The organism is Aeromonas diversa CDC 2478-85 (assembly GCF_000819805.1).
Classification (GTDB): Bacteria; Pseudomonadota; Gammaproteobacteria; order Enterobacterales; family Aeromonadaceae; genus Aeromonas; species Aeromonas diversa.
Map to the genome: position 1 here is coordinate 445005 of NZ_CDCE01000029.1, position 25476 is coordinate 470480.

Here is a 25476-nt window from a genome sequence, read left to right on the forward strand (position 1 = left end):
CATGGAAGAGCTGAATCACTGGTGGCCGCTGCTCGGGGTGGCCATGATGCGCCCGCTCGGGGCCATGCTGATTCTCCCCCTGTTTGGCCCTGCCATGCTGGGGGGAACCCTGATCCGCAACGCTCTGGCCCTGATGGCGACCCTGCCGGTGCTGCCCCTGCTCTCGACCCTGGTGCTGCCCAATCCGCTGCAGGCCCCTGTGCACTATGCCCTGGTGTTGGCGGCAGAGCTCGGCATCGGCGTGATGCTGGGGTTCTCCGCGGCCATCCCGCTCTGGGCACTGGATATGGCCGGTTTTGTCATCGACACCATGCGCGGGGCCTCCATGGCCGGTGTCTTCAACCCTCTGCTGGGAGGGCAGTCGTCCCCCATGGGCTCTCTTTTCTCCCAGTTGGCGGGGGTGCTCTTCATGGTACTGGGGGGCTTTCATGCCCTGCTCAGCGCCCTGTTTACTTCTTATACGCATCTGCAACCGGGTCAGGGATGGCACTGGAGCAGCGGTTTCTTGCCCCTGCTCGAGCAGTTGTGGCACCAGCTCTACACCCTGGCTCTGAGCTTTGCCATGCCGGCCATGGTGATGATGGTGCTCATCGATCTGGCCCTGGGTCTTATCAACCGCTCGGTTCAGCAGCTCAACGTCTTCACCCTTTCCATGCCTATCAAGAGTGCCATGGTATTGCTGATGCTGATCATGGCGCTCCCTTTCGCCCTCTCGGGGGTGCTGGATCACTTCGTACAGTTTGACGGTGGCCTGATCTTGCAACTGGGAGCACGGCCATGAGTGAAAAGACCGAGCAGCCCACAGCCAAGCGGATCCGCGATGCCCGTGAGGAGGGGCAGGTCGCCAAGAGCCAGGAGATCAACGCCCTGGTCCAGCTCGCGGTCATCCTGCTCTGGATGGTGGCCGAGGGGCCCATGCTCTACCTGGCGCTCGGGGATCTCATCGTCTCGACGGTGGGGGTGGTCAATCTTTCTCTCTCCTCGGCCATGAGTGTGCTGGTGGGCAAGCTGGCCACGCTGGTGGTGCGCTTCGTCTTTGGATTGGCCGACTTGCTGGCGGTGTTGTTGATCCTGACCGGCCTTGTTCAGAGTGGTTTTCTGTTTGCTCCCAAGGCGATTCAGCCCTCCGGGCAGCGTATCAATCCCCTGTCCAATGCCAAGCAGATGGTGTCTGTGGTCAAGCTCTTCGAACTTGGCAAGATGCTGCTCAAGATGGGGATCCTGGCGCTGACCTTCAGCTACCTCATCGAGCGTTATGCTGCCTCCTTTACCCATCTCTCCCAGGCTGGCGTGGTGGCCGGCATCCTGGTCTGCAGCAAGATGGCGCAGTGGATGTGGGCCATCTTGTTGATCCTGACCGCCCTCTTTGCCGTTGCCGATTACGCCATGCAGCATCATCAACTGCGCAAGCAGCTGATGATGTCGAAAGAGGATATCAAGCAAGAGTTCAAAAATGCCGAAGGGAGCCCCGAGATCAAGCAGCGGCGTCGTGAGCTCCATCGCGAGGTGCAAAGCGGCAGTCTGGCCGAGAAGGTGGCCGACGCCTCAGTGGTGGTGCGCAACCCGACCCATATCGCCGTCTGCCTGCGTTATTGCGAAGGGGAGACGCCGCTCCCCAGAGTCCTCGAATATGGGCGTGACGAGCGAGCCTTGCACATAGTGGCGCTGGCCGAGGCACGTGGCATTCCCGTGGTGGAAAACATTCCGCTCGCCAGGGCGCTGGTAGCCTCCACCCAACCGGGCGACTTCATTCCCGAGGAGCTCTTCGTGGCGGTGGCCCAGGTGCTGCGGCTGTTGCGGGAAGAGAGTGAGGAGGTAGACGATGAGGAGTAAGGTATGCTGGCTGCTGCTCTGCCTGCTGGCTGGCTCTCTCTGTGCCGAGCCCCTGCGCTGGGTCAGGGTTCCTGCCGATGGCGGCATTCCTGCGGTGACGAAGGAAACGCCAGTGGTCTCGGTACCGGCCGGGGATCCTGCCCTTTACAAGGCGCTGATCGCCGAAGTGGCCGGTCAGCACCGGCTCGATCCGCTGCTGGTGCAGGCGGTGGTCGCCGTGGAGTCGGCCTACCGCCACGATGCGGTGTCGGAGAAGGGGGCCATCGGATTGATGCAGCTGATGCCGGCCACGGCCGCTCGTTATGGCAAGCATGCCCTGACGGTGCCGCGAGAGAATCTGGAGGCCGGCGTTACCTATCTGGGGGAGCTGCTGCAGCGATTCGGTCGACTCGATCTTGCCCTGGCCGGTTACAATGCCGGTGAAGGGGCCGTCGCTCGCTACGGGGGGCGCATTCCTCCCTATCCGGAGACCCAGCGATATGTCGAGAAGGTGCTCGATTACTATCAGAGCCTGCAACAGAATGCACCAAATGAGATGCCAGCGGCCGCTCGCCCTGCCCCTGACCTCGGCGATATGGGACAATTATGGCGCCTCCTGACCGGAGGTTCGTCGAATACGACCAACAGTTGAAGGAGCCACCATGATCCGCCTGCCCTGGCGCACCTCACTCTCATTGCGTCTCGCGCTGACTCTCAGTGGTGTCATCACCCTGTTTTGGCTACTCAGTACCAGCGTGGCCCTGCTGCTCGACTTCGAACAGACCAAGGGGGCGTTGCAGCGGCAGCTCATCTCTCGGGTCGAGGAGAGTGTCTATGAGCTGAGCGTGGAGCTGCTCGATGTGGAGCGTGATGTGGCGACCCTGCTACGCAGTTGGCAGGGACTGAGCGACAAGGAGCTGCGGCCCGAACACTATCTGGCAGCGCACTATATAGCCGACGGGGAAGGGGTTGCCGATGCCTCGCCCCGTATCCAGCGAGCTCTGGCCTTCGTAGAGGCTTATGGCAGCGGGGGGCTGGGTGACTTTGTCGATACGTTTGTGCTGCTCGATGGTGGCGTGGTGCTTTCCAGTGCCAGTGGCCGTCCGACCGATACCCCCCGCCATCTGGCCCAACTCAGAGCGCTGCGCAACCAGGTGAGCGGGGGGATTATTTGGAGCTCTCCCTATCACAGCCAGGATGGGGATTGGCATGTGATCGCCGCCAGGCGTGACCCTGCGAGCGACGCTCTTATCGGGGTCACTGTCCATCTTCCCCCCTCCTTTGGCACCGAGGAGCGGCGCGCGGACGAAGAGATCGTCTGGCTGGGGAGCCAGGGCTCCCCCATTACCGCTAATACAACTCGCCACCGGGTCTCGCCCGAGGGGTGTCTCGGCCAGGATGGGGTCGACCGGGAGGGGCGTTTTGCTATCTGTCGGGAGGTGATCCCGGTGGGGTGGCAGATGCAACTCTTCACTCCCAGCAGTCAGATCAGGGAGGCCGCCTTCGCCGCCCTGCATCGGCATCTGCCGGTGGCCCTGCTGTTGCTAGTCACCCTGGTGGGGCTGCTCTATCTGGTACTGCAACGTACCCTGGGACGCCGTCTGGACGGGGTGATGAGAAAACTTACCCCCCATGTGCCGGTCGCCTTGCTTCCTGCGCTGTCGGTAGAGGGAGAAGATGAGCTGGGGCGCATCGCCCAGACCTACAACCGCTTGCTCGAGGCGGTTAAGGCGCAATACGCGGTGCTGGAAGCGAGGGTGGCGGAGCGTACGGCCGAGCTGGAGCTGGCTCGGCGCCAGGCCGAGCAGGCCAGCGCCAACAAGAGTGAGCATCTCAATAGCATCAGCCACGAGATCCGCACCCCCCTCAACGGCATCATTGGAGCCTTGACCCTGCTCGGTCAGGGAGAAACGAGTGGCGAGCAGCGGGATCTTTTGGACACAGGTCTCAAGTGCTCCAGACACTTACTGGAGATCATCAATAACCTGCTCGACTTCTCCCGGATCGAATCCGGCCAGATGGTCGTGATGGCTGAGCGTCTCGACCCGCTGCCCCTCATCGATCAGGCCATGCTCACCGTCCAGTTACCGGCAATAGAGAAGGGGCTGAGCCTACACTGCCTGCTGGATGCGAGCTTCCCCCGCATGCTCAATACCGATGGACTGCGTCTGCGCCAGATCCTGATCAACTTATTGGGTAATGCTGTCAAATTTACTGCGGGCGGGGAGGTGACTCTGCGAGGCTGGAGCGAGGGGGAGAGGGTCTTCGTTCGCGTCACCGACAGCGGCCCCGGGATCCCGGTCGCTCGTCATGACGATGTCTTTACCCCCTTCCACCAAGTCGACAGCCATAAGGCGGGGAGTGGGCTTGGGCTACCCATTGCCCGTAGCCTGGCTCGGTTACTCGGAGGAGATCTCGTTCTCGAGATGGTGCCGCGTGGTGCCAGTTTTCGGTTGGAGTTGCCACTGGGAGAGGGGCAAGTGGCCGAGCGGGTGGCCCGGGGCGATATTCTTGCCCCTGTCAGCCTGCACGAGCAATTAGCCGCTTGGGGTTATAAACCCGAACTGGGGAAAAACCCTGAACTGGAGGGGAGGGAGCTTTGCTATCTACCGGATCGGCTGCGCCGTTGTCTGGAGGGGCGCCCGGTTGAAAACCTGCTTGAAGAGCAGATGCCGACCTCTCCTTGGTCGCTGCAGATCTTGCTGGTCGATGATGTGGAGACCAACCGGGACATAGTGGGGCGCATGTTGCGCCAACAGGGGCATAGGGTCTATCTGGCGGCCAGCGGTGCCGATGCCCTGCTGCTCGGGCGTGAACACGTGTTCGATCTGGTGTTGATGGATATGCGTATGCCCGGCCTCTCCGGTGAGGAGACGCTACATCTGTGGCGAGACGAGGAAAATGGCATTTTGGATCCCGATTGTCCCGTCATCGCGCTGACGGCCAATGCCCAACCGGGGGAGCGACAGCGGTTGCAAAGAGCGGGCTTCAACGAATATCTGACCAAACCCGTTACCCCCCTGGTGTTATCGCAGGCGTTGGAGTTTGCCGCCGATCTGCAGCTGGAGCGGGACATTGAACTCGCCTTAAACCAGGGCGGGGCCGTGCTGGGGGAGGATCCGCAACTGCGTGAGCGCCTGGCAGAGCATCTCGAGGAGTATCTGATGCAGCTGGAAGAGGCCCTGGAGAAGGGAGAAGAGCAGGGGGTGCGGCACCTTCTTCACACCATCAAGGGGCTGGCCGGGCAGGGGGGGCTGAGTCTGGTTCATGAGGCTTGCCGTCACTGGGAGGAGTGCCTCGAGGAGGAGTGCGAGATGTCTCCCCTCGCACTCGGCGATCTGCGACGCTTGGTGCGAGGGGAGCTCGGGAGTGATTAAAACTCCAGCAGACCCAGCCGCCGAGCCCAGTTACTGAGCTCGGCGGCATTGTGGGCATCAAGCTTGCGCATCAGGTTGAGGCGATGGGTCTCAACCGTCTTGAGACTGATGGAGAGTAGCTCGGCAATATCGCGGTTGCGTTTTCCTTCCGACACCAGCTTGAGGATCTGTCGCTCCCGCAGAGTCAGGGGCGTTTCTGCTCCGCTGCTCTCGGAGCTCTCCAGAGTTTCCAGCCTGAGTGCGGGATCGACGAAACGCTTGCCAATGGCGGCGTGTTGCAAGGCGGCGAGCAGGGTCTGTTGCGTGCTCTGCTTCAGCACGTACGCCAGAGCACCCGCGGCGAGCGCATCTCGTCCCCGACGCTCCTCGCTGGAGGCGGTGACAACCACAATCCGTAGCGCTTCCCAGCGGCGTCTGAGTTGATGGATCACGTCGATTCCGTCCATGCCGGGCAGGCCGAGATCCAGCAACACCATGTCAGGTGTCAGCTTTTGGCAGGCTTCATAGACCGCCAGCCCGTCGCTGACGGCACCGACGACATCGTAGCGGGGCTGGTTGGCCAACAGGTGACGGATGCCATCAATTAACAGTGCATGGTCTTCGACGATCAGGACTCTCAGGGGAGAGGTAGAAAGGCTCATGCTGACTCCCAATAATTCAACGGCTTTCAATTATATTCATCTGGCTTGTGCGAGGCTATCCGTCCCCTTCATATGGACATTACTCGCACTGGGTTGCACCGTGTGTCACCTGGCCATCGGTTGAGGTGGGGCAACGCTGATCGCCCGGAGGGCCACCCATGGGGACAGATCCCCTGGAGGATAGGCTGCCCATACACTAGGCACAGCTTACGGCTTGCTCCGGGAGTGGCGTCGTGAAGCGGCGCTGAATTCGGGTTGTGTTCAGTCAAGCCGGATGCGGCAGCAATGCATCGTCTTCCCAGCCGAGGGGCAGGGTCAGCAGCTCGTCGATAAGCTCGCGCCGCTCGGATTTCTCGAGGTAGGCGAGATAGAGAGGCCGACTGAGGGGTTGGCTCTCCTTGACGGAGTGGAGCTGACCGCGACTGATATAGTCGCTCACCATGCGCCTGGGCAGGTAGGCGGCACCGCCGTTGGCGAGCAAGAAATGGAGCGCCATGTTGGCAGAGCTGGAGTGCAGCACCGGTGTTTTTTGCAGGCTCTGTAGCCGGGTCGGCTGTGGCTCGAAGTTGCTCCCCCAGTCGAGGTGGATATGGGGGATCTGGGCCAGTCTGTCTTCCCCTACGTCAGGGTCACGGCTGACCAGCTCAAACACCAGCTCGCCGATGGGGTGCAGGGCAATCTCGTCGATCTTGGTCGGCTCGGAGAGCAGCGCTATGTCGAGGGAGCGCTCGAGCAGCTGGCGGCAGAGGTGCTCCCGCGAGGCGGTCTCGATTCGCACGGCCAGACCGGGTGCCATGCCATAGATATGGTGCAACCAGTCGTTGAAATCGAGCTCCCAGAAGACAGGAGGCGCACCGATGGCAAGCTGCTGGCTAAAGCCCGGGGAGAGGGCCACATCCTGCTTGGCCCGTCCCAGGGTGTGCAAGATGGCATCAGCATAGGGGAGCAGACGTTCGCCCGATGCGGTGAGGCGAATGTTATTGCGATGGCGGGCAAACAGGCTGACGCCCAGTTGCTGCTCCAGTTGGCGGATGCGAAAGCTGACCGCCGACTGGGTAAGATAGAGATTTTCAGCAGCCCGGCCGAAATGCCGGGTCTTGCTCACCTCGATAAAGGTCCGAAGCAGTTCGGTGTCCATTAGTCGAGGGACTCGTCGCCGCCGCCACCACCGCCGCCGCCACCGCTGCTCTCGAAGCCGCTGCTCTCTTCACTGCCACCGGCCACGGTGCAGAGTCGATGTACACGCTTGGGACCAATTACCTTGAGGTACTTGAACCAGACTTTGGCATGGGGATTGCCGCCGGCTTCACCGCTCTTGACCTGAGAGAGGAAGGCCGCCTCGACCTCATCACGGGGCTCCTGGGTACCCTGGTAGAGGGCCAGCATGGCGGTGCCATACTTCTCCAGTGCATCGGCCTCGGCAACGGTGAACTCACCGCTGCGGCGCAGGCCACGGGGAAAATGTTTGAAGTCGTTGAAACGCTTATCAGATTCGAAGCTCATAAGTGATCTTTTTCTGGTTATGGTTACCTTCGCGGGCAAGTATCATCAGGCTTGGAGAGAGTGCAAAATCAATTTACTGTCCATCTTAATGAAATTTTTTTATTGATGGGTGTCGCTACAGATTTATCGGCTCCCGTCCATGCAAAAAGGCCATAAATGACCCTTATTGCTGATTCTACAAGCATTTTCTAATCGGAAGCGGATTTAGGCGCTTCGCAAAATACCTTGCCGCTCTCTCTGTGCCAGGTCTGCCCCGCTCTTCTCTTGCAGCACAATCGCCTTCCTGTTCTTTGCTGAGAGGAAGCTTTGTCACTGGGCGCGAGCCTCAGGTGACCTGAGTCCTCCCTCATCAAGGTTAGGGTTTCTGACTGGGGGCAAGTGGGACGGCATGCGCGGCTACATATATAGCTGTGAGGATCGGGTCTAGTTTGCTGTCTGATACCAAGATCCAATTGGGCTTGCGTGGGGTAAACCTGTCAAACGCCTGACATATGAAAATTCCGAAACCAGGTTAACTGGTTTCGGAATGGTATGTCTTCGTGCATGGACTCTTAATACGCTGATCTGGATAGCGTTATATCAGTCAGCGCATTCAATGCCCAAGATCACTGAGTCGCGATGGTACTGCGGCTTACACGCAGACCCGAGGCGGTGCGTACAGCTACCTTGCCCGAGACGCTCGGCGCATTAGCCGCGTCGTAAGTCTGCCAACCGCCGCCATCGACGGAGTACTGGATGGTCAGACCCGGGAACGGGCTGTTGGCCTTGAGCACGCCGCCTTCGATGATCGCGCCCGGCACCGGCAGGTAGAAGTCAACACCGCGGGCCTCCAGCTTCGGCAATACACGCTGACCCAGCAGGTTGGCAAAGCGGTTGTAGTCGCTGCTGCGCGCCTGATTGTCAGCCGGCTTGCCAGCGTTGTCGTTGGCCTCCCAGCCTGCCTTATGCCAGGCCCGCTCGGCCAGGGCAAAGACCCGTGGGAAGAGCATCTCTTCGAACTGGTTGTCGGTGCGCACGGTTTCGGCCCAGAGCGAACCCTGCATCCCCAGCACGTTGGCCGGTTGCTCCAGGGTCTTGGCGGTGGCGCCATCGACCACCTCAGCCTTGGTGATCGGCTTGCCGGCACGAGTGTAATCGGCGTTGGCAAACAGATCGTCAGGCATGAAACCGAAGGTCTTGCGGGTATCGGTAAAGCGTGGGGCCCAATAGTAGCCACGCTCGGCCGGATCCGGCTCGTTGGGATGGTCGAAGTAGAGGTGAGTAGCCTGGTTGTAGATGACGCCATAACCGGCGTTAGCCAGCTTGTAGGCGCGATCGGCCACACCCCATTCCCAGATATTCTGCCAGGCATTGCCACTGACCAGTGCGTTGGCCAGGTTGCTGCGCGGATAGACCTTGTTGTCATGCATCAGGCCATCTTCCCAGCCTCCCATATTGAGGCCGTGGGCAGAGGTAATGCCGGAGACTCGCTCGACAAAATACTGGCTGAGCTGGGACGGATCCTTGATCCCTTGGCTGTTGTTGGCAAAGAACGCCTGACAGGCCGGTGACTGCTTCCAGGCGCCTGCGACTTCATCCCCACCGAAGTGGAAGGTCTTGAGCGGCTGGATACCCTGATGCAGGGCCACCAACTCACCCACGACGGTGTCGATGAAGCGGTAGGTAGACTCCATACAGACGTTCATGGCGTTGTCCTTGAACATCTGCACCGAGGTGTAGTCGGTACGATCATCCGGATCGGAAAGACGATACTCGGCGGCCTGCTGCGGCTGACCGGCTTCGTTCAGACGGGCACTGCGCGCATCCATCGCCTTGATGGCGGCGTGAGCGTGGCCAGGCATGTCGATCTCGGGGATAACCTCGATATTGAGCGCCTTGGCGTGACTCAGGATCTCGCGGTAATCGTCGGCACTGTAGAAACCGTCAGACTGTGCGGTACCGTTCGGACCGGCACCCAGGAAGGGCAGAATACAGGTGCGCTCGGCCGGATCGTGGCAACGACGAGCACCAACGTCGGTCAGTTCCGGCAAGGCACCGATGGCGATACGCCAACCCTCGTCATCGGCCAGACGCAGATGCAGCTTGTTAAGCTTGACGCTGGCCATCTGGTCGAGCAGGGCGAGCACGGCCTGTTTGCTGCGGAAGTTACGCGAAGCGTCGAGAGAGAGGCCGCGATAGGCAAAGCGCGGGGCGTCGGCGATGGTCACTGCAGGCACGACGTGCTGTTGCTCCAGTTGCAGCAGCGACTGGGCGGCATAGAGGGCGCCGGCGGCATCTGCGGCCGTGATCTGGATGGTTTGGCCCTTGCTGTCAACCTTGAGGCGATAGGCTTCTTCCCACTTGGCCTGCCCGTCTATCTGCACCTGCCCCCAACCCATGCGAATCACTTTGCTGGTGTTGGGTGACCAACTCTGTGCTGGCAGACCAAGGTTGGCCGCCAACCAACGAGCCTGCTCCTCATAGCCGTTATCAAACACGACAACCCAGTCTGCACCTAGGGTGACATTGCCGGTGGCCAGTTGCATCTCGGCGGGGGTGGGCACGACGCCGACCGGATGAGCCTGTACGGACAGATCGGCGTTACGGGCATAGCGCTCGGCGGCCGTGAATGGATTCCAGCGGTCGATATTGCTCGGGCCGTTATAGCGTTTCCACTGTTTGGGCGTGCTGAAATCACCCACAAACGGCAGCTCGGCCGAGGGCGCCGTCGGGACCACGCCGTGATGGGTATTACTGGTGCTGGCAAGCAGCGCAGTGATGGAGTTGCCCTTGGCATCTTGCGCGGCGAAGTACCAGTTGGGCATCACGTCACTCTTGGCAACCTGCCAGTTTCCACCATCAAAGGCGATCTCGATCGACTGACCGGCGGGCAGCCCCCGGAATTGAGCCGTTGGCTCCAGTTTGAAGATGTCGCCGTTGACATGGGTGACCTTGAATTGGTCAGTGTAGAGCTTGCTCACGTCACGAATATGGCTGAACCAGAGGCTCCAGCCCGTTGCTGGCAGAGGCTGGGCGGTGTTATTTCGCAGGGTGATACTCGCCCGGAAGCTGCTGCCATCCGTCAGGGTGTTATCGATGACTTGATACTTGAGGTCGACTCCCTGACCCATCCCGTCCAACTGGGATTGGGTCATGGCCATGGCGGCCGGAGCGGTCAGGGCCATGGCGAGCGCCATGCTGACCAGAGAACGTCTTACACGCATTGTTACCGTCCTTTTTGGTTGTTAATTTTCTTGGCGAATCAAGGGTAGCGCCGCGAGGGTGTTTTTTATACAGAAAAAGGGTGCCGCACGGAGCGTTTTGTATGTTTTGTGATGGCGATCCCTTTTGAGTCTCTTTTTTGGGTGGGGATGAAAGTGAGTCCGTATCTAGCTCGGTAAAGTTTAATTAATTGTTTTTGTTGTGTTTTTTTGGTGTCCCTCATCCCGCCCCAGAAATAAAAAGGCCCCAATCGGGGACGTTCTACTCCTCATGCCAATGTTGAACCCCAGTCACATTAGTAAAAATCATAATTTGCCTTGAGAATAAAGTGGGGGTATATGTATTGGCTGGATTCAATGAGGGCCTCATGATGATTGGGGAAAAAGTGCTTGATGCCGTGAGTGATGACATAAAGGAAAATATATCATTGACTCTTGTGGAGTCAGACATATTCACACATCAGTTTTTGAATAAAGGAAGCCCTATTTATAACTTGGGTTTTAGAAGTATATTGACAGGTAATGTTGACGTGGCGTTATTAGTCAAGGCCTATGTAAATACCGTCAGGTCATATAAAACACTATGCTTTGGATTTAACGTGGATGATAGTCATCCGTATAAGCATAGAGTCGAATTATTACAACCGATCTTTGATATAAGGCCCGGTTGGCCAGAGAAAGATGAATGGATAGAGTGGTTGAGAAAACCATTCGATTTGACAACACCGCCATTATTACGCTGTATCTTCTCCCCGGTGAACGACTCCGAATGTCATCTTTATTTTTCATTTCATCATTTGGCATTCGATGGCGCCGGATTTCAACGTTTTTACACGGATTTCATTTATCATTACTGTCATAGCTTGTCAAATGATGGCTATCATATTCCTAACCTTTATGAGCACTTCCTAGATGAAATATCCAATGACTTGGAATACATGGGAAGTCATCGTTGGGAGAAAGACAGGTTATATTGGCAGCAGCGTTTGACTGATGGCAGAAAGTCTATAACCCCGCTAGACGAAGCCAACGGGGATATGACCTATAGAATAGAGGAGTTGATGCCTGACAATGTCTGGCATGGTATAGAGAAATTTGCCAAAACCCTGTGCTGTTCGCCACACTATGTTGTGTTATTGGCTATTGAACTCTGTTGTCATGCATATGGGAACAAGTCAGTGACAATGGGATTGCCGACACATAGGAGATCTCATAGCGTCACCACATTTTGTGGGCTGACGACAGGGATTTCTCCCTTGGTGATAGATCTTGATGTAACTTTGTCGATGTCTGAGTCGATACAGAACCTATCGAGTTGTATTAAACGAGACTATAGACACTTACGATTTCCGATAAGTGAAATAAAGAAAAACATGGCTGGCCGGGATGCTCATCGCCCATTATATGACATCATGTTTTCTTATGAGCCCTTAGATTTCGATTTAAAAAATAGTGTCGTTGATAATCAGATATCAGCGCTGTGTCACCATGCGGAAATGACACCGATATGTATTTATCTTCGTCATTATCATCCTGCGGAATCACCGATATTAGATTGTCAGTTTAATCCTGGCTATTTTACGTTTAAGGATGGCGTCGTATGGGTTGATAGATTGATCAGCATTATAAGAAAAATGTTGCTCTCTCCAGACCTACCATTGAAAGAAGTTTGTCTTTTAACAGATGATGAAAAATTACTTTATCGTACGATCAATGATAACTATAAACCAAAATCCGCTTCCTTGATTAGCAATATTTATCATCACTCAATAACCAACCCATCCAAAATGGCTATCATTACTGAAGATGGTGATTCCCATACATATAATGAATTGTGGTGTTTGGTATTAGAGCGAGTGGGTGTGTTTAATCAGCTGGGCGTTAAAAACGGAGATAGCATCGTTCTGGCATTGCCAAGAGGTATCGAGTTCATAGTCAACCTGCTGGCGGCTAACTATCTTGGGGCAACATATGTGCCGATACAAGAAAACATTCCCCCGGTCAGGTTGTGTGCATTGCTGAAAAAAGTTAATGCAAATATGCTGGTGTCTGATCGTAAGTTAGACTTGGCTCCAGAGTTATCAATAAATGTATATACGCCTTCAGATCTGTGTTCAATCAATCCTGAATTGGTCAGTTTAAAAAAGATTGGAATAGAGAAAGGCAATTATATCGCTTATGTATTGTTTACATCCGGTTCGACTGGCGAACCCAAGGGTGTACTTATTAACTCAGCAGCGAGAGACAACTTCCTTGAAGGTTGTTGTAATACGGTTTCCCTAAGCAGGGAGTCTATTGTTATTGCAGCCACGGCACCTACGTTTGATATATCTGTACTTGAATTGCTTGGTCCACTTTATACCGGTGGTAGTTGTGTTATTGCTAATGAAATAACTAAGCGTCAAGGGCATCTTCTGGCAGCGCTGATAGCCAAGTATAACGTAACACATGTTCAAGGAACGCCTACAACTTGGAAGCTATTATTGCAAGCCGGATGGACACCGCCAAATAAAATCACGGCCTTGGTTGGAGGGGAGCCGTTGCCTCAAGATGTAGCCCTCTCACTTAGTAAGCGGTGTGGCTTGGTATTTAATATGTATGGTCCAACGGAAGCAACCGTGTGGGTGATGGCTAAGCCTGTGGCTGGTGAGGAGGCTGTTGAACCGATAGGCAATCTTCTTCAAAACTGTGAAGCATATGTTCTCGATAGTGAACTGCGTATCCTTCCACCGGGAGTCGAGGGTGAACTCGCTTTGGCTGGTTGCTGCTTGTCAGATGGTTATTGTGGTGCCACTGAATTAACCGCGTCCAGGTTTCCATACCATTCTATGGGGAAACGTATTTACCTGACCGGTGATCGAGTAAAACTTAATACAAACAGTCAATTTAAATTCATTGGGCGAACCGACAACCAAATAAAACGTCGTGGGTTTAGAATTGAGTTAGGAGATATTGAATCCAGTTGTACGATGCATCCCATGGTGCAACATGTCGCTGCAGCACTGGCAGTGGGTAATGAAGGTGAAGAGAAAAAGATAGTGTTGCTATATCAAGGTGATATATCAGAAGTGCAGTTTATGACTTGGATCAAAGAACAGCTCACTGACTATATGTATCCAGATTTCTTACAAATGTGTAATTCATGGCCAGTTAATGGAAGTGATAAAACCGATCGCACAAGGTTGACGAGGTTGATTGATCTGACTCTGGCGAAGCCTTGGGGTTGTATCGATCTCGAGAGCCATGTCCCTTCGTTGGAGAGTGTTGATCTAGAAGTAGTCGAGCGGCTACATACACTGTGGAAAAGCATACTAAAACGGGATGTGAACATAACGGCTAATTTTCTTGATTGTGGAGGTAACTCTCTGCAGGCTCAAATTCTATTGGATAAAATCCGCAGCAATTTTCCAAGTTCAATTCCAGATACATTTATTTTTATATGCCCTAGCATAACGGCGCAAGCTCAGTTCCTTACCAAGGATAAGCTGCCGGTTAAGGCCAGGACACAAGACGGAAGTAAAAATCACACTCGCAATAATTTGCTAGGCAAGCGTCGAGTGGTATTGGAGGTTAAATAAAATGAATGCTACTGGTCTTGAATGCGCTGTAATAGGGGTTTCTGGGGTTTTCCCTGGGGCTAAAAATGTGGAGCAATGGTGGTCCCAGTTATGTGAAGGCGTTATTGGTATCCGCTCACTGAGTCATGATGAATTGGAGGCTGAAGGGGGGGCGAATGGTGACATCATTAGAGGTGGTGTCGTTGAAAATCGCTATGACTTTGACCCGGAGTTTTTTGGTTATGATGCTCAGTCAGCAAATATAATGGATCCCCAGTTACGGCTTATGCACCGTGAGGTATGGCAGGCGCTAGAGCACGCAGGGTATCCACCTTATTCACCGCGACACTCAGAAGATACGGGGTTGTTTGTCAGTGCGGCATATAATCCATATTGGTATCAGAGAGTAATGCAAAGTACGCCGGACCATCTCACCGCAGTGTATCAAGCGAATACTCTACTTGAACCGGGATGTTTTGCTACACGAGTTGCATACACATTAAATTTGAAAGGTCCTGCAATCTATAGCAATACAGCATGCTCCAGTTCACTGGTTTGTGTTCATCAGGCCGTCAACGCTCTACTCTCCGGTGACTGTAATATGGCGGTAGCTGGTGCTGCTTATGTAGTGCCAGACAGAAGAGGCTATGTTCATCAACCTGGAATGATCTTATCACCCGATGGCTTTTGTCGGCCATTTGACCAATCGGCTCAGGGGACTGTGTGGGGTGAGGGTGCTGGTTTTGTTGTTCTAAAACGATTGGAAGATGCGTTGTCAGATCATGATCATATATATGCAGTAATTAATGGTAGTGCCATTAATAACGATGGGCGAGAAAAGGCAGGATACACAGCTCCGGGATTAGATGGACAAGTCATGGCGTTGAGTCGTGCATTGTTGTCATCCCAGTTAAGTGCGGATGAGATTGACTTTGTTGAAACACATGGCACCGGTACTCGTCTCGGTGACCCGATTGAAATGCAAGCTCTTCTCAGTGTATATGAGCGAGAGCGACCACTTCCTATTGGTGCGGTAAAAGCGAATATTGGTCATCTCGATGCTGCTGCTGGCATGGCGGGTTTGATCAAAGCTATTTTCTCACTACATAATAGATACCTTCCGCCACATCCGGCTTTTGATAAACTATCCGATTCACTACAGCAATACGCCAAAAAAATCATCATTCCTAGAAAGGGAATAGAGCTGCCAGAAAATAAAATATTAGCGGCTGGTGTTAGCTCTTTTGGTATAGGTGGAACAAATGCACATATCATTCTCACCAGCTATCACCAACCCCTGGATGCAGGGACTGACAATGCCAGAGTGGAAGTGTTTGCGAGTGAGGTATTGAGAGAAAGTACGCTATCGGAAACACAGGAATTGATTGAGGATGCTATAAGGGGCTCTATTCATCGTAACATGAGTTCGGTGCTTGCGAAAAACATGCATGCTCGGTTGTATAATCAGATAGCTAATCCTTTTTTATCTGAAAAAAACACGCGTACTGCTCTGGTGGCAGATACAACAAGTGGTGAGGTGATCGGTCGGTGTTATAAAAAGCCATTTGACGAAAAACCACGCATAGTATTTTTGTTTACAGGGCAAGGAAGTCAGTATAGAGGAATAACATCAGAGCTGTATGAATATAATTCAACGTTTCGACGTCATCTCGACCGTTGTTTTTATAAATTACGTGGGCTTGGTATTATTGAACCCCATAGATTGCTATGGGATACCAGTCTAGGTGTGCTGGATAACACCGCGGAAGTACAACCACTATTATTCAGTGTCGAGTACGCAATGGCCCATACCTTAGTCGAGTCTGGTATCCGTCCCGATGCGTTGTTAGGGCATTCACTTGGTGAGTGGGTCGCGCTATGCATCGCAGGAGTGCTGACCTTGGATGATGCTATCGCACTGGTTTTTCATCGGGGAAGACTGATGGCTGAATCCCCCGATGGAGCCATGTTAGCATTCAATGCCATGCCACCATTATTCCATTCTAATGATCAGGCCGAGGTCTGGACAGCCGCATATAACAGCGACCGTCACCATGTCCAGGCCGGTACTGCCTCGGCGATCGCGGTGTTATCAGAGTTGTGTAAAAAAGGTGGCATTTCTTTTCACAGGTTGAACAACCGACATCCTTTCCACACACCATTGTTGCGACCAGTGGCTGATGAGTTCAAAAATGAAATTCTTCATCAATCATGTGCTGTTTGTCATCCGGCGATTCCCGTAGTCAGTAGCGTGGATGGACATTGGCTTAGTGATGCTACAGTGACTCCTGATTATTTAAGCAATCAGATATGTCAGCCCGTCAACTTCGCCAAGGGACTGGAAAAACTACTTGCATTACCAGGGCCCACTATCTTTGTCGAAGTCGGGCCTGGTGCTGGCCTTCTTGGATTTTGTCATGCCATGAGTGGTTGGAATCCTCAACGACACGCAACCTGTAGAACCATAAAGGGCAGACAGGAATCGATCTCAGATGATGGTGTTTTTCAACTGGCGATGGCCGAGATGATGTGTCTCGGTGTCAGTTTTCCACAGCCGACCATCTCAGTTACTTATCCAACGCCCCGTAGGGCCTTTAACCAGGCAACTCATCTACCATTAAATCCCGTGCCCTCGGTGAAAAAGGAAAATGTACGACATGATCCAGTGGAGCGACTCGCTAATTGTTGGTCCAGCATATTGGGATCCTTGCCCACATCAGAAAGCGATTTTTGGCAAGCGGGTGGCACATCGCTTACGGCATTAACATTAATTTCAGAGATGTCAGCTATTAAAGGAAAAGAAATTTCATCAGACACTCTGTATGAATTTTCAAAATTTGATGAGCTTGTCAGTCACCTAAAAGAGAATCATCAAAAGGATATTGAACCTCTTGATGTTTTATCAATACTGCAAGACTGTTGGTTTAGAACGATTGGTCAAAGACCAGAGTCGAGTAGCAACTTCTGGATGTCAGGTGGGTCATCGTTAAGTGCTCTCTCTTTGTCGGCATTGCTGGCAGAAAAGCTTAACCTAAATGTCGGGCTGGAGCATATATATGACTACCCAGTTTTCAGCACACTGCTCGATTACTTAAAATCCGGTGTGGTCAATGCATCAAAGTATGAGAAAAGTGAAACGTTATGAATTCTATTGGATTAAAAAGAGCTTATAGTGATTCTTTTGCCAACGTTGATGTTCTGCCTACAGCGAGCCAAGCAAGAATCTTAGAGCAGCAAGCCCAGCAATTGAGCAACCGTAGCTATCATGAGTTACTGCTTCTAAAAGGAAATGGCATCCCCGATGTTGCTCGTCTTCAATCATCACTTGGTGAATTGGTCACTCGCCATCAGAGTTTGTCAACGAACTTTATATTTTTTGATGAGGAACTAGTTCCCTGGGATGCAAGCGGTACGGAACTAGAGTGGTTACAAGTTCAGCTGGAACAAACAGAAGATATATCATCAGTCTTGAATGAATGGATATCCAAGGATCTGGTTTTTTTGGAGAGACTGCCGCTGCGAGTAGGGCTCATATTGAAGCCTGATCATTATTATATTGCGATTGTTGTTCATCATGTCGCCATCGATGGTTGGTCATTCATGGTCTTACTGCGTGAATGGTCAGAACTAATGTCATCGGGTCGATTGATTGAGCCAGCACCGATATTTAGTCGCTATTATTCTGATGAATTAGTAAGACAACAGCATGGTAATGTGGCCAGAGAAGCATTCTGGCGAAAGCATCTCGAGCATGCTCCGGCATTTTCTTTACCTACACCCGATCTACACTGTTATGATCGAATGGATAGAAAGGGTGGGGTAATGGTTAGCCGCTTGGGGGAAGAGGAGTGGTCTTTATTATCTTCTTTGGCAAGAAAAAATAATTGTAGTGAGTTCGTCGCACTCCAGGTCTTATTTAGTTCATGTCTCTGTAGATTGTATAGACGAGCCAGTATTGTAATTAGTTCACCGTGCGCAAATAGAATCGCTACGGATAGCCACTCAGTGATTGGTTTTCTTGCAAACACACTACCGTTTCATATTGAATATTCGCCAGAAGAGACTTTTTTATCAGCAATAAAAAAGCAACGTTCAATATCGATGACGGCGCTCTCACATCAGCAGCTTGGTTACGACAAGATATTAGAATTGTCTGGCACAGAAACAAGGGCTGGAATATCTCCTCTGAGTCAAGTCTTTTTGGTGTTGCAAAATATTAGTACGGAGATGCCAAAACTAAATGGCGATGATATTAGTATTTGTGCTGATCTTTCACCAAGAGACATTAAAGCGGAACTGACTCTCGAGTGTCAACCTGAAGTTGATGGTGCCAAATTTATTTGGAGATATGCAACCAGCCTTTATAAAAAAGAGACCATAGCTGGCATTGATAAAGCATTAACTAATATAACTCGAGCCGCACTATTATCTCCCGATATGCCCTTGGGTGTTCTGCCACTTATTGATGATGAAGACCTCAAGGCCATGGCTGTATATAATAACAGGAAAATGGACATTCCGGATGGAACCGTTGTTGATTGGATTAGAAATAATGCACAGGCGATAGGTACAAGCCCTGCTATTTTTGCATCGGATGGGTGCTATGTTAGTTATCAAGAGCTGGAGCAGCACACAAACAGTGTAGCAAACAGTTTGAATACGCTAGGGATAAGAGATGGCGATATTATTGCGTTGTATATGCCACGCTCTATAAATCTGTTTATCAGTATGTTGGGTGTTTTGAAATCCGGTGCGGCATATTTGGCATTAGATCCAGACTATCCTTCATCGCGTACAGAGTTCATGATTGATGATAGTAATGTTTCATACATTATAGCTGACGCTATAAGGCCTCAGTCAAACCTAAAATGTCAGTGTTTGGAAATGGAAACATTGTTAAATGGAGTGACTGATGGTAGTTCATTGCCGGTACTCAATAATGATCATGTGGCTTATATAAACTACAGCTCAGGTTCAACAGGTAAACCCAAGGCCAGCATACTGTCACATCGAGGATTGAGAAATACGGCATTTAATTTTAACAAGTCACTTTCTATCTCTCATGGTGATAGACTTCTTCAGTTTTCATCTCCCGCATTCGACGCATGCACAGCTGAATGGTTGATGGCATTTGTAAACCAAGCCACGCTAGTCTTGCTAGATCCTGAACATTCTCGAGATATTAATCATGTAACAGAGGTCGTGCAACGACAACGGGTTACTCATCTTCATCTGCCCCCTAGTGTTATCTCTCTACTCTCGCCAAACAGTTTATCCAGCGTGAGGGTGGTGATCAGTATTGGTGAGGCAATGACACCGGCGGTGAAAAAAACATGGCAGAATGCTACCAAGTTATATAATGGGTATGGACCGAGTGAGTTCACTATCGCTACACATATGCATTTATGTAGTGAGTTAAACACGCCAAACAATATTGGTCAGGCATTTTATAACACTTCTTGCTATGTCGTCGATCAGCATATGTCACTACTTCCCATTGGTTTCGAAGGTGAGCTCGTATTGGGGGGGGATGGGATTGCCAATGGCTATTTAAATCGTGAAGAGTTAACGAGAAAGTTTTTTTTAAAAAAATTTGGAAGTTCTATTGTTGAGAATAGAGTCTATCGTACTGGAGATCTTGTTAAATGGAATGAGGCAGGGGAGCTTTTATATATAGGTAGAACTGATAGCCAAATAAAGATAAACGGTGTGAGAGTTGAGACGGATGAAATAGTTAATGTATTGTGTCAGTGTAGAGGGGTGCTGGATGCGGTATGTTGGATGTCGTCTAGTGGTAATGAGCCTCGTCTGCTAGCTACAATTGTTACAGAGAATAAAAATGAGGTGACACATGATGAAGTTTATAATCATATGTTATCTTGCTTGCCCAAGAGCATGCTCCCAAACTCAATCATTATTTTGACTTCGTTACCACGAACACCCAACAATAAGGTTGATTATAAGGCATTGACAGAAATTGCAAATAATGAATTAGAATCAACAAGTGCCAATAGCACAGAGCTTAACGAGCTACAGACGAAATTGCTCGGTTTCTTCAATGAAGTTTTAACAAAAACGGTAGGGCCTAATAGTAATTTTTTTGCATATGGTGGCCACTCATTATCCGCATCAAGATTAGTGGCTAGAATAAGAAGTGATTTGGGAAAAAGGGTTCCACTTTCTACTGTTTATGAATATCCAACGGTTATTCAACTGGCAACGCAGCTTACAGACGAAGATAGTCGTGATAGACGCTCGACAGAAAAGGTCATCGACCAACACTCTAGGATAATAGCCACGCCATCACAGCGAGAGTTTTGGCGATTTGATAAACATGTAAAGTCACCTGCATTTCATATTCAGGAGCAGCTGTTACTTGATGGTGTTCTGAACAAAGAGGCTTTGCTGTTTGCAATACAAAACATAGTAAAGCGTCACCAATCACTTCATAGTACGTTCTGTTCTGATGGGAATAAACTATGGATGAGATTAGACAGTACTAACAGCGTATTAATAAACCAAGTATCTTCCTTAGATGTGGAATGGTCTGATTTTCTAGAGAGTGCCATTAGGGATGATTTCGATATCAGTAATGGGCCATTAATAAAATTTACTCTCTTTCAACATTCAGCTTTGAAGCATACGCTTCTCATCAGGGCTCACCATATTATTATTGATGGTTGGAGCCTACAAAACCTGACTCGTGAGCTGGCATTGTTTTACTGTGGTTACTCTACTGAAGGCGTTAGTTTTAAGGCGCCCGTACTGCATACGAGCTTCTTCGATTATGCAAAGAACCAGTCTTGCAATGAAGACAGAAACCTTCTTTATTGGAATCGTCGAGTTGGACAGAGACATCGATGGCTATCTTTACCGGGTGAGAAGGTGAAGAATGATACATGTCGAGAAGTTAATAGTATAGAGTTAGTCATTCCCCCATCACTTGGTTTGCAACTCAGGGCCATCAGTTTTGAGCATAAGGTAACGCTCTTTGTCACATTGTATAGTGCAATGTGCATATTTCTGGCTCAGCAATGTAAGCTTGAAAAAGTAGTATTAGGGACAGTCGTTGCTCATCGGCCTATGCCTGATGACGAGAATATCATTGGTCTATGCTTAAGCTCAGCGCTTTTAGTCTGTGACTATGATCCAGATAAAACGCTTTCAGATTATCTCCATAAACATCAGCGAGAGTTTATCGAGTGCCTCGACCATCTCCCTTTGGATGTCACCGCATTAAATAATTATAATGTGAAGGATTTCGAGCATGGTCGATACCCAGTGTATCAGATGATGATGGTTATGCAGAATTTCGAAGGGCAGCCACTAATATTGCCTGGCATCAATGTTAGTCGTATTCCTATCCCATCAAAGGAGCAAGAGGTCGATCATTATATCTCGATAGAAACCACAGGTGATGGCGGCATGATGATCACATGGAGCTATCGAAAATCCATGTTTGATAAGCCTGACATGGAAAGGAATGGTAATCTATTTGTCTCTTATTTGAAGGCGATGCTGTACAGCACCGAAGCTGTCGATAAATATTCAATTGAATGTGAATCGGCATGTGCGGTTCCTGATGGCCAATTAAAGTACCTTGGCGTTGATCCATGCAGTGTTAATCCCGCACAGATGATAGCGATAAAAGGTCATGAGTATCATCATCGTTTAGCACCTCGCATCCATCTTCAATTAAAAATCAAATGTATGGGTAGGAATGTCTCATTACTAGAATGGTTATATGCATGCTATATGTTAACAGTTTCGCAAGTTAAAGCGGTTGATACCGTTTCTCTGAAGGTGGAACTACTGGCTGATGAGCTTGTTACGATCAAATCCGAGCATGCTATGCATCCGGGTATGGAGTTCAATGCTGTCATTGATGATGTAAAAAAAATTATTGGACGTGAAAATAATAGAATATGTATAGGTTCAATCGGCCATCGTTCTCAGGTTGTGTTTTCTGAGTCAAACGACAATGCTAGAGATATAAATAAGCGCTCCTCGCAGTCATTCATAATGACATTTAAATATATTGATGAGGATCCGTACATCTTCTGGTCTTTAGATGGGGCAGTGCATGATGATTCAGTCATTGAGAATGTGGCCGCACGCTACACCGCAATTTTACAACAATCACTGTATGACTTTAAATTTAAACCCATGGAGAGTGTGTTTGAGAAACATAATTTATTCGGTATGAAAAATCGAGTCTTAGAAAAGGTTTTGCTAAAAAGCGGTGATTCGAATTTAAATATAATTTGTATCCCTGGTGTTCTGGGTCAGAGCGAGTGCTTCAGTCATCTAATAGGACATCTTTCTTGTGATGCCATGGTGATAGGATTCAATGCCATCCTGGATAGTGATGCCTTCCCTATAGAGGCATATCTGTCCGCGTTAGATGAGTTCGATCTCTCTAAATCAGTCTTGCTATGCCACTCCATGGGAGGGGGAATTGCAGCCAGAGTTTCTGAGGCATTAAAAAACAAAGGTAAAATTCGACCTCCTGTTATCTTACTCGATAGTTGGCCTACTGAGAGAGTCATCCCGTCTTTTATGAGCATGAAGGACCATTTTATGATGACAGTCGCCAACAGCCTTGGCAATAACATCTCACTCGACATTTCGAAAGATATCAATGCGCTTATTGATTTTGATTCGGCGATCAATCTGCTATGTGATCAAAATAAAAAGCCGATATTTAATGCAGAACAACTAAAGACTATGTTTGCCCGATATAGCAATCAACGGAGTTATCAGATCCCCGTTTCGAGTGGAATGATGGATAAGGTTGCCTTGATCGAACCGCGCTTTGGGCCATCGCCAAAAATGTACTGGCAGCCCGTATGTGAGTCTCCCTTGCTTACATGTTCGATTGATGCTGGTCACGACACAATGTTGCTCGAGCCATATGTGAGCGAAACGGCAAAGGTAATAGATTATCTACTTCCATTTATGTTTTCGAATTATGACAAGAGGTAGATAGCATGAAATATCTGATTTTCAGTTTCTTTTTTTATCCCGAGGTTAATGGTATTAGTCAGTCAGTTTTTTATCGTTGTAAAGAATTGGCCATTCGTGGTAACACCGTCAGTCTGTTAGTACCTGGATATCCGACATTAAGCGAGCAGCCGGCAGTTATAAGCCTAAAGAATCTAGGTATAAGAATCATTGATATGCCTTTGGCGGTCCATTGTAACCCAATGACATCACCATTTCCCGATCATCGTTGTACGCGGATTCTTGCCGACGAGATCGCGTCATTCCAGCCAGATGTTCTGTTAGTCGATGAACCCATGCCATTATATATGGATGCGGGGTTCTGTTTGAGCGATATTATCGAGACTGTTCCTGAACAGTGTTTGACGATTGCTCTCTGTCATGTCGATCTAGCTGCACTCTGCGAAAACTATGGTATGAGCGAGGATGCAGCGGCAATAAATAATAAAGTTGACACTATTTATGGTCAATATGATGCGGTATTCTCACCGTCATTTTTCCTAAAAGACAATTACCTTCGCAATATAAATTCCACTGTCGTCTCATTCCTTGGTGTCGATACTGAGATGTTTAAACCACCGCGATGCCATGAGGTTAACAATGTAATGAAGGTTATTTATGTGGGTCGATTATCACGGGAGAAGAACCTGCATTTGTTTATTGAAGCCGCAGAAATTTTACGTGAGCAGGGATTGAATATTGAATGGACCTTCGTTGGAAGTGGTCCAATGCTGGAAACCTTAGAGACTCTATCGACGTCTGGATGCATTAGGTTCTTGGGTGAGAGACCTAGCGAGATAGTCGCTATGGAGCTGCAGAGAAATGATCTTTTCATCACAGGGTGCGACTTTGAAGCTTTTGGGATCACAGTGTCAGAGGCAATGGCATGTGGGCTTCCTGTGATGACGTCACATCGGGGGGGAAATGCCGAGCAGTATGAGCACCTCTCGAGTGGGATCAATTTTGATGTAGCAGATATGGACTCTCTATTGAATGGGATTAAATATTTTTATTATCACAAAGAAGAGCGTATCAAGATGGGGGAAGTTTCCCGTCGGTCGGTAACCAGCTGGTCCATGGCGGTTGATAACATTGAAATAGCTATTTCGTCGCTAAAAAATTAATAGGGTTATAGTGTCATGGATGATCACCCTGCTGGCGTATCAATATGCTAACGAAGGCTGTGGATATTGATAGAGGGGTTGACTATTAGAGGGGTAAATTATCGTTAGTGATCTTGTGTCATGGTGAGTTGGGTATGTTGTTTTTATATAAGGGGGATGTAAATGTTGGGACGCATAATACAGTTAATGTCAATAGCGTTACTCATCTTGTGGGCTCCGTTTAGTGCGGCTAAAGATGTGAACATAGAGGCAACGGACTATCGGTTATCTTTCAGTGGGCGAGTAGTTAAGGATTGGACAAACAGTGATGTGTATTTCAACTGGCCAGGTGTCGCCCTATCCTTTAGATTTAAAGGCATGGATGCTTCCATTATAATGAATGGTAGAGGGGGGCGATTTGATGTGCTCGTTAATGGACGTGTTGTCAGCATCATAAATACAGACTCTACACTCAAAAAATACTCATTGGTCAAATTTGATAGCCAGCAAGATGTGGTTGTTGAACTGGTTAAAAGAAATGAGACGTATGACGAGATGGTATTGTTTGATGGGCTAGAGGTTAATGGGGATGTGTTGGGACATCGCACACCTCAAAAACACATTATTTTTTTCGGTGATTCGCTCAGTGCAGGACTGGGCAGTGAATCACATCATCAGCAGTGCAGTAGCGATGAAACGTTTAAAACATCAAATGCCAGAGTCGCGTTCCCCACTATGACCGCTAAGCTGTTAAATGCTAGTCATAGTCAGGTTTCATACTCTGGATTAGGTGTGATAAGAAACTATGCTGGAGAGCAACGCTATCACAATTTACCTTATTACTTTAATAAGGCAGGGGCAGTGCTGAATGACTCATCCGCTTATGAGGACCGTCATCCTGCTCTGTTGGTTATTGAATTGGGACTCAATGATTTCAATACCGATTTAAAACCCGATGAGCCTTGGGCCAACGTTGAGGATTTCCGACACAGTTGGACTGATGCCTATGTACAGTTCATTATCCAGCTCCGACAGCGATACGGTGATGTTCCAATCGTTCTGGTCGGTTTGGAATTAGATAAAGACGATCCTTTTGAACGTGGTATCAATGCAGTAAATGAAGAGTTGTTGCGAATGGGGGAGCGCAGCATTTATATCAAAAAAATCGACATTAAATTTGATGGCTGCTTGTGGCATCCCACTGAAGTTGAGCACAAAAGGATTTCGACCATCCTGGCTTCATTTATTTCCGAGATGTCATTGCTAAACGATTGACCAGA

13 protein-coding genes are annotated in these 25476 nt (G+C 50.0%); 9 read left to right on the forward strand and 4 right to left on the reverse strand.

All coding sequences use genetic code 11. The features are described from left to right. Nucleotide 1: 1 nt before the first annotated feature. The 4 genes from sctT to BN1121_RS11605 are packed head-to-tail and all read left to right on the forward strand — an operon-like array spanning nt 2 to nt 5189. Complete coding sequence (gene sctT / locus BN1121_RS11590; RefSeq protein WP_005356831.1) at nt 2–781, forward strand: type III secretion system export apparatus subunit SctT; 780 nt, start codon at nt 2–4, stop codon at nt 779–781. Next, nucleotides 778–1833: an EscU/YscU/HrcU family type III secretion system export apparatus switch protein gene (locus BN1121_RS11595; protein ID WP_005356832.1), complete on the forward strand. Its 1056-nt coding sequence runs from the start codon at nt 778–780 to the stop codon at nt 1831–1833. The genes sctT and BN1121_RS11595 overlap by 4 nt, the downstream gene beginning before the upstream one ends. Next, nucleotides 1823–2464 carry a lytic transglycosylase domain-containing protein gene (locus BN1121_RS11600; RefSeq protein ID WP_005356834.1) on the forward strand — a complete coding sequence of 214 codons (642 nt, stop codon included), beginning with the start codon at nt 1823–1825 and terminating at the stop codon, nt 2462–2464. Before BN1121_RS11595 ends, BN1121_RS11600 begins: the two co-directional genes overlap by 11 nt. A gap of 10 nt (nt 2465–2474) precedes the next feature. Next, entirely contained in the window at nt 2475–5189 is a 2715-nt protein-coding gene (locus BN1121_RS11605; RefSeq protein ID WP_005356837.1) for a two component system sensor kinase, read from the forward strand. Here the strand turns inward: BN1121_RS11605 and BN1121_RS11610 are convergent. The 4 genes from BN1121_RS11610 to BN1121_RS11625 all read right to left on the reverse strand — a co-directional run bounded on the left by BN1121_RS11610 (nt 5186) and on the right by BN1121_RS11625 (nt 10536). Next, the gene (locus BN1121_RS11610) at nt 5186–5830 is read right to left on the reverse strand and encodes a two component system response regulator (RefSeq protein WP_005356839.1); all 645 of its coding nucleotides are present in this window, start codon (nt 5828–5830) and stop codon (nt 5186–5188) included. The genes BN1121_RS11605 and BN1121_RS11610 overlap by 4 nt on opposite strands. Nucleotides 5831–6095: 265 nt before the next feature. Further along, nucleotides 6096–6968, reverse strand: a complete 873-nt coding sequence (gene hdfR / locus BN1121_RS11615) for an HTH-type transcriptional regulator HdfR (RefSeq protein WP_005356842.1) — start codon at nt 6966–6968, stop codon at nt 6096–6098. Continuing rightward, a complete protein-coding gene (locus BN1121_RS11620; RefSeq protein ID WP_005356844.1) occupies nt 6968–7333 on the reverse strand; it encodes a MaoP family protein in 366 nt (121 codons plus the stop codon). The genes hdfR and BN1121_RS11620 overlap by 1 nt, the downstream gene beginning before the upstream one ends. Before the next feature lie 605 nt (nt 7334–7938). Then, a complete protein-coding gene (locus BN1121_RS11625; protein WP_005356848.1) occupies nt 7939–10536 on the reverse strand; it encodes a beta-N-acetylhexosaminidase in 2598 nt (865 codons plus the stop codon). Nucleotides 10537–10901: 365 nt separating this feature from the next. On the opposite strand from BN1121_RS11625, the gene BN1121_RS19460 reads away from it, so the two are divergent. The 5 genes from BN1121_RS19460 to BN1121_RS11640 all read left to right on the forward strand — a co-directional run bounded on the left by BN1121_RS19460 (nt 10902) and on the right by BN1121_RS11640 (nt 25471). Beyond that, nucleotides 10902–14111: an AMP-binding protein gene (locus BN1121_RS19460; protein WP_082038239.1), complete on the forward strand. Its 3210-nt coding sequence runs from the start codon at nt 10902–10904 to the stop codon at nt 14109–14111. A 1-nt stretch (nt 14112) separates the two neighbouring features. Further along, entirely contained in the window at nt 14113–17235 is a 3123-nt protein-coding gene (locus BN1121_RS19465) for a type I polyketide synthase (protein ID WP_005356634.1), read from the forward strand. Further along, nucleotides 17232–23075: a non-ribosomal peptide synthetase gene (locus BN1121_RS19470; RefSeq protein ID WP_082038240.1), complete on the forward strand. Its 5844-nt coding sequence runs from the start codon at nt 17232–17234 to the stop codon at nt 23073–23075. The genes BN1121_RS19465 and BN1121_RS19470 overlap by 4 nt, the downstream gene beginning before the upstream one ends. Before the next feature lie 5 nt (nt 23076–23080). Then, complete coding sequence (locus BN1121_RS11635; RefSeq protein ID WP_043597817.1) at nt 23081–24217, forward strand: glycosyltransferase family 4 protein; 1137 nt, start codon at nt 23081–23083, stop codon at nt 24215–24217. Nucleotides 24218–24379: 162 nt separating this feature from the next. Further along, nucleotides 24380–25471 carry an SGNH/GDSL hydrolase family protein gene (locus tag BN1121_RS11640; RefSeq protein WP_005356627.1) on the forward strand — a complete coding sequence of 364 codons (1092 nt, stop codon included), beginning with the start codon at nt 24380–24382 and terminating at the stop codon, nt 25469–25471. The last annotated feature ends 5 nt before the right edge of the window (nt 25472–25476 follow it).

Excerpts from the sequence above, each read along its gene's own strand:
- BN1121_RS19470 (WP_082038240.1), top strand. The coding sequence starts at position 17,232 with ATGAATTCTATTGGATTAAAAAGAGCTTATAGTGATTCTTTTGCCAAC.
- BN1121_RS11625 (WP_005356848.1), bottom strand. The coding sequence starts at position 10,536 with ATGCGTGTAAGACGTTCTCTGGTCAGCATGGCGCTCGCCATGGCCCTG.
- BN1121_RS19460 (WP_082038239.1), top strand. The coding sequence starts at position 10,902 with ATGATGATTGGGGAAAAAGTGCTTGATGCCGTGAGTGATGACATAAAG.
- BN1121_RS11600 (WP_005356834.1), top strand. The coding sequence starts at position 1,823 with ATGAGGAGTAAGGTATGCTGGCTGCTGCTCTGCCTGCTGGCTGGCTCT.
- BN1121_RS11610 (WP_005356839.1), bottom strand. The coding sequence starts at position 5,830 with ATGAGCCTTTCTACCTCTCCCCTGAGAGTCCTGATCGTCGAAGACCAT.
- BN1121_RS19465 (WP_005356634.1), top strand. The coding sequence starts at position 14,113 with ATGAATGCTACTGGTCTTGAATGCGCTGTAATAGGGGTTTCTGGGGTT.
- BN1121_RS11605 (WP_005356837.1), top strand. The coding sequence starts at position 2,475 with ATGATCCGCCTGCCCTGGCGCACCTCACTCTCATTGCGTCTCGCGCTG.
- BN1121_RS11640 (WP_005356627.1), top strand. The coding sequence starts at position 24,380 with ATGTTGGGACGCATAATACAGTTAATGTCAATAGCGTTACTCATCTTG.
- BN1121_RS11620 (WP_005356844.1), bottom strand. The coding sequence starts at position 7,333 with ATGAGCTTCGAATCTGATAAGCGTTTCAACGACTTCAAACATTTTCCC.
- BN1121_RS11635 (WP_043597817.1), top strand. The coding sequence starts at position 23,081 with ATGAAATATCTGATTTTCAGTTTCTTTTTTTATCCCGAGGTTAATGGT.
- sctT (WP_005356831.1), top strand. The coding sequence starts at position 2 with ATGGAAGAGCTGAATCACTGGTGGCCGCTGCTCGGGGTGGCCATGATG.
- BN1121_RS11595 (WP_005356832.1), top strand. The coding sequence starts at position 778 with ATGAGTGAAAAGACCGAGCAGCCCACAGCCAAGCGGATCCGCGATGCC.
- hdfR (WP_005356842.1), bottom strand. The coding sequence starts at position 6,968 with ATGGACACCGAACTGCTTCGGACCTTTATCGAGGTGAGCAAGACCCGG.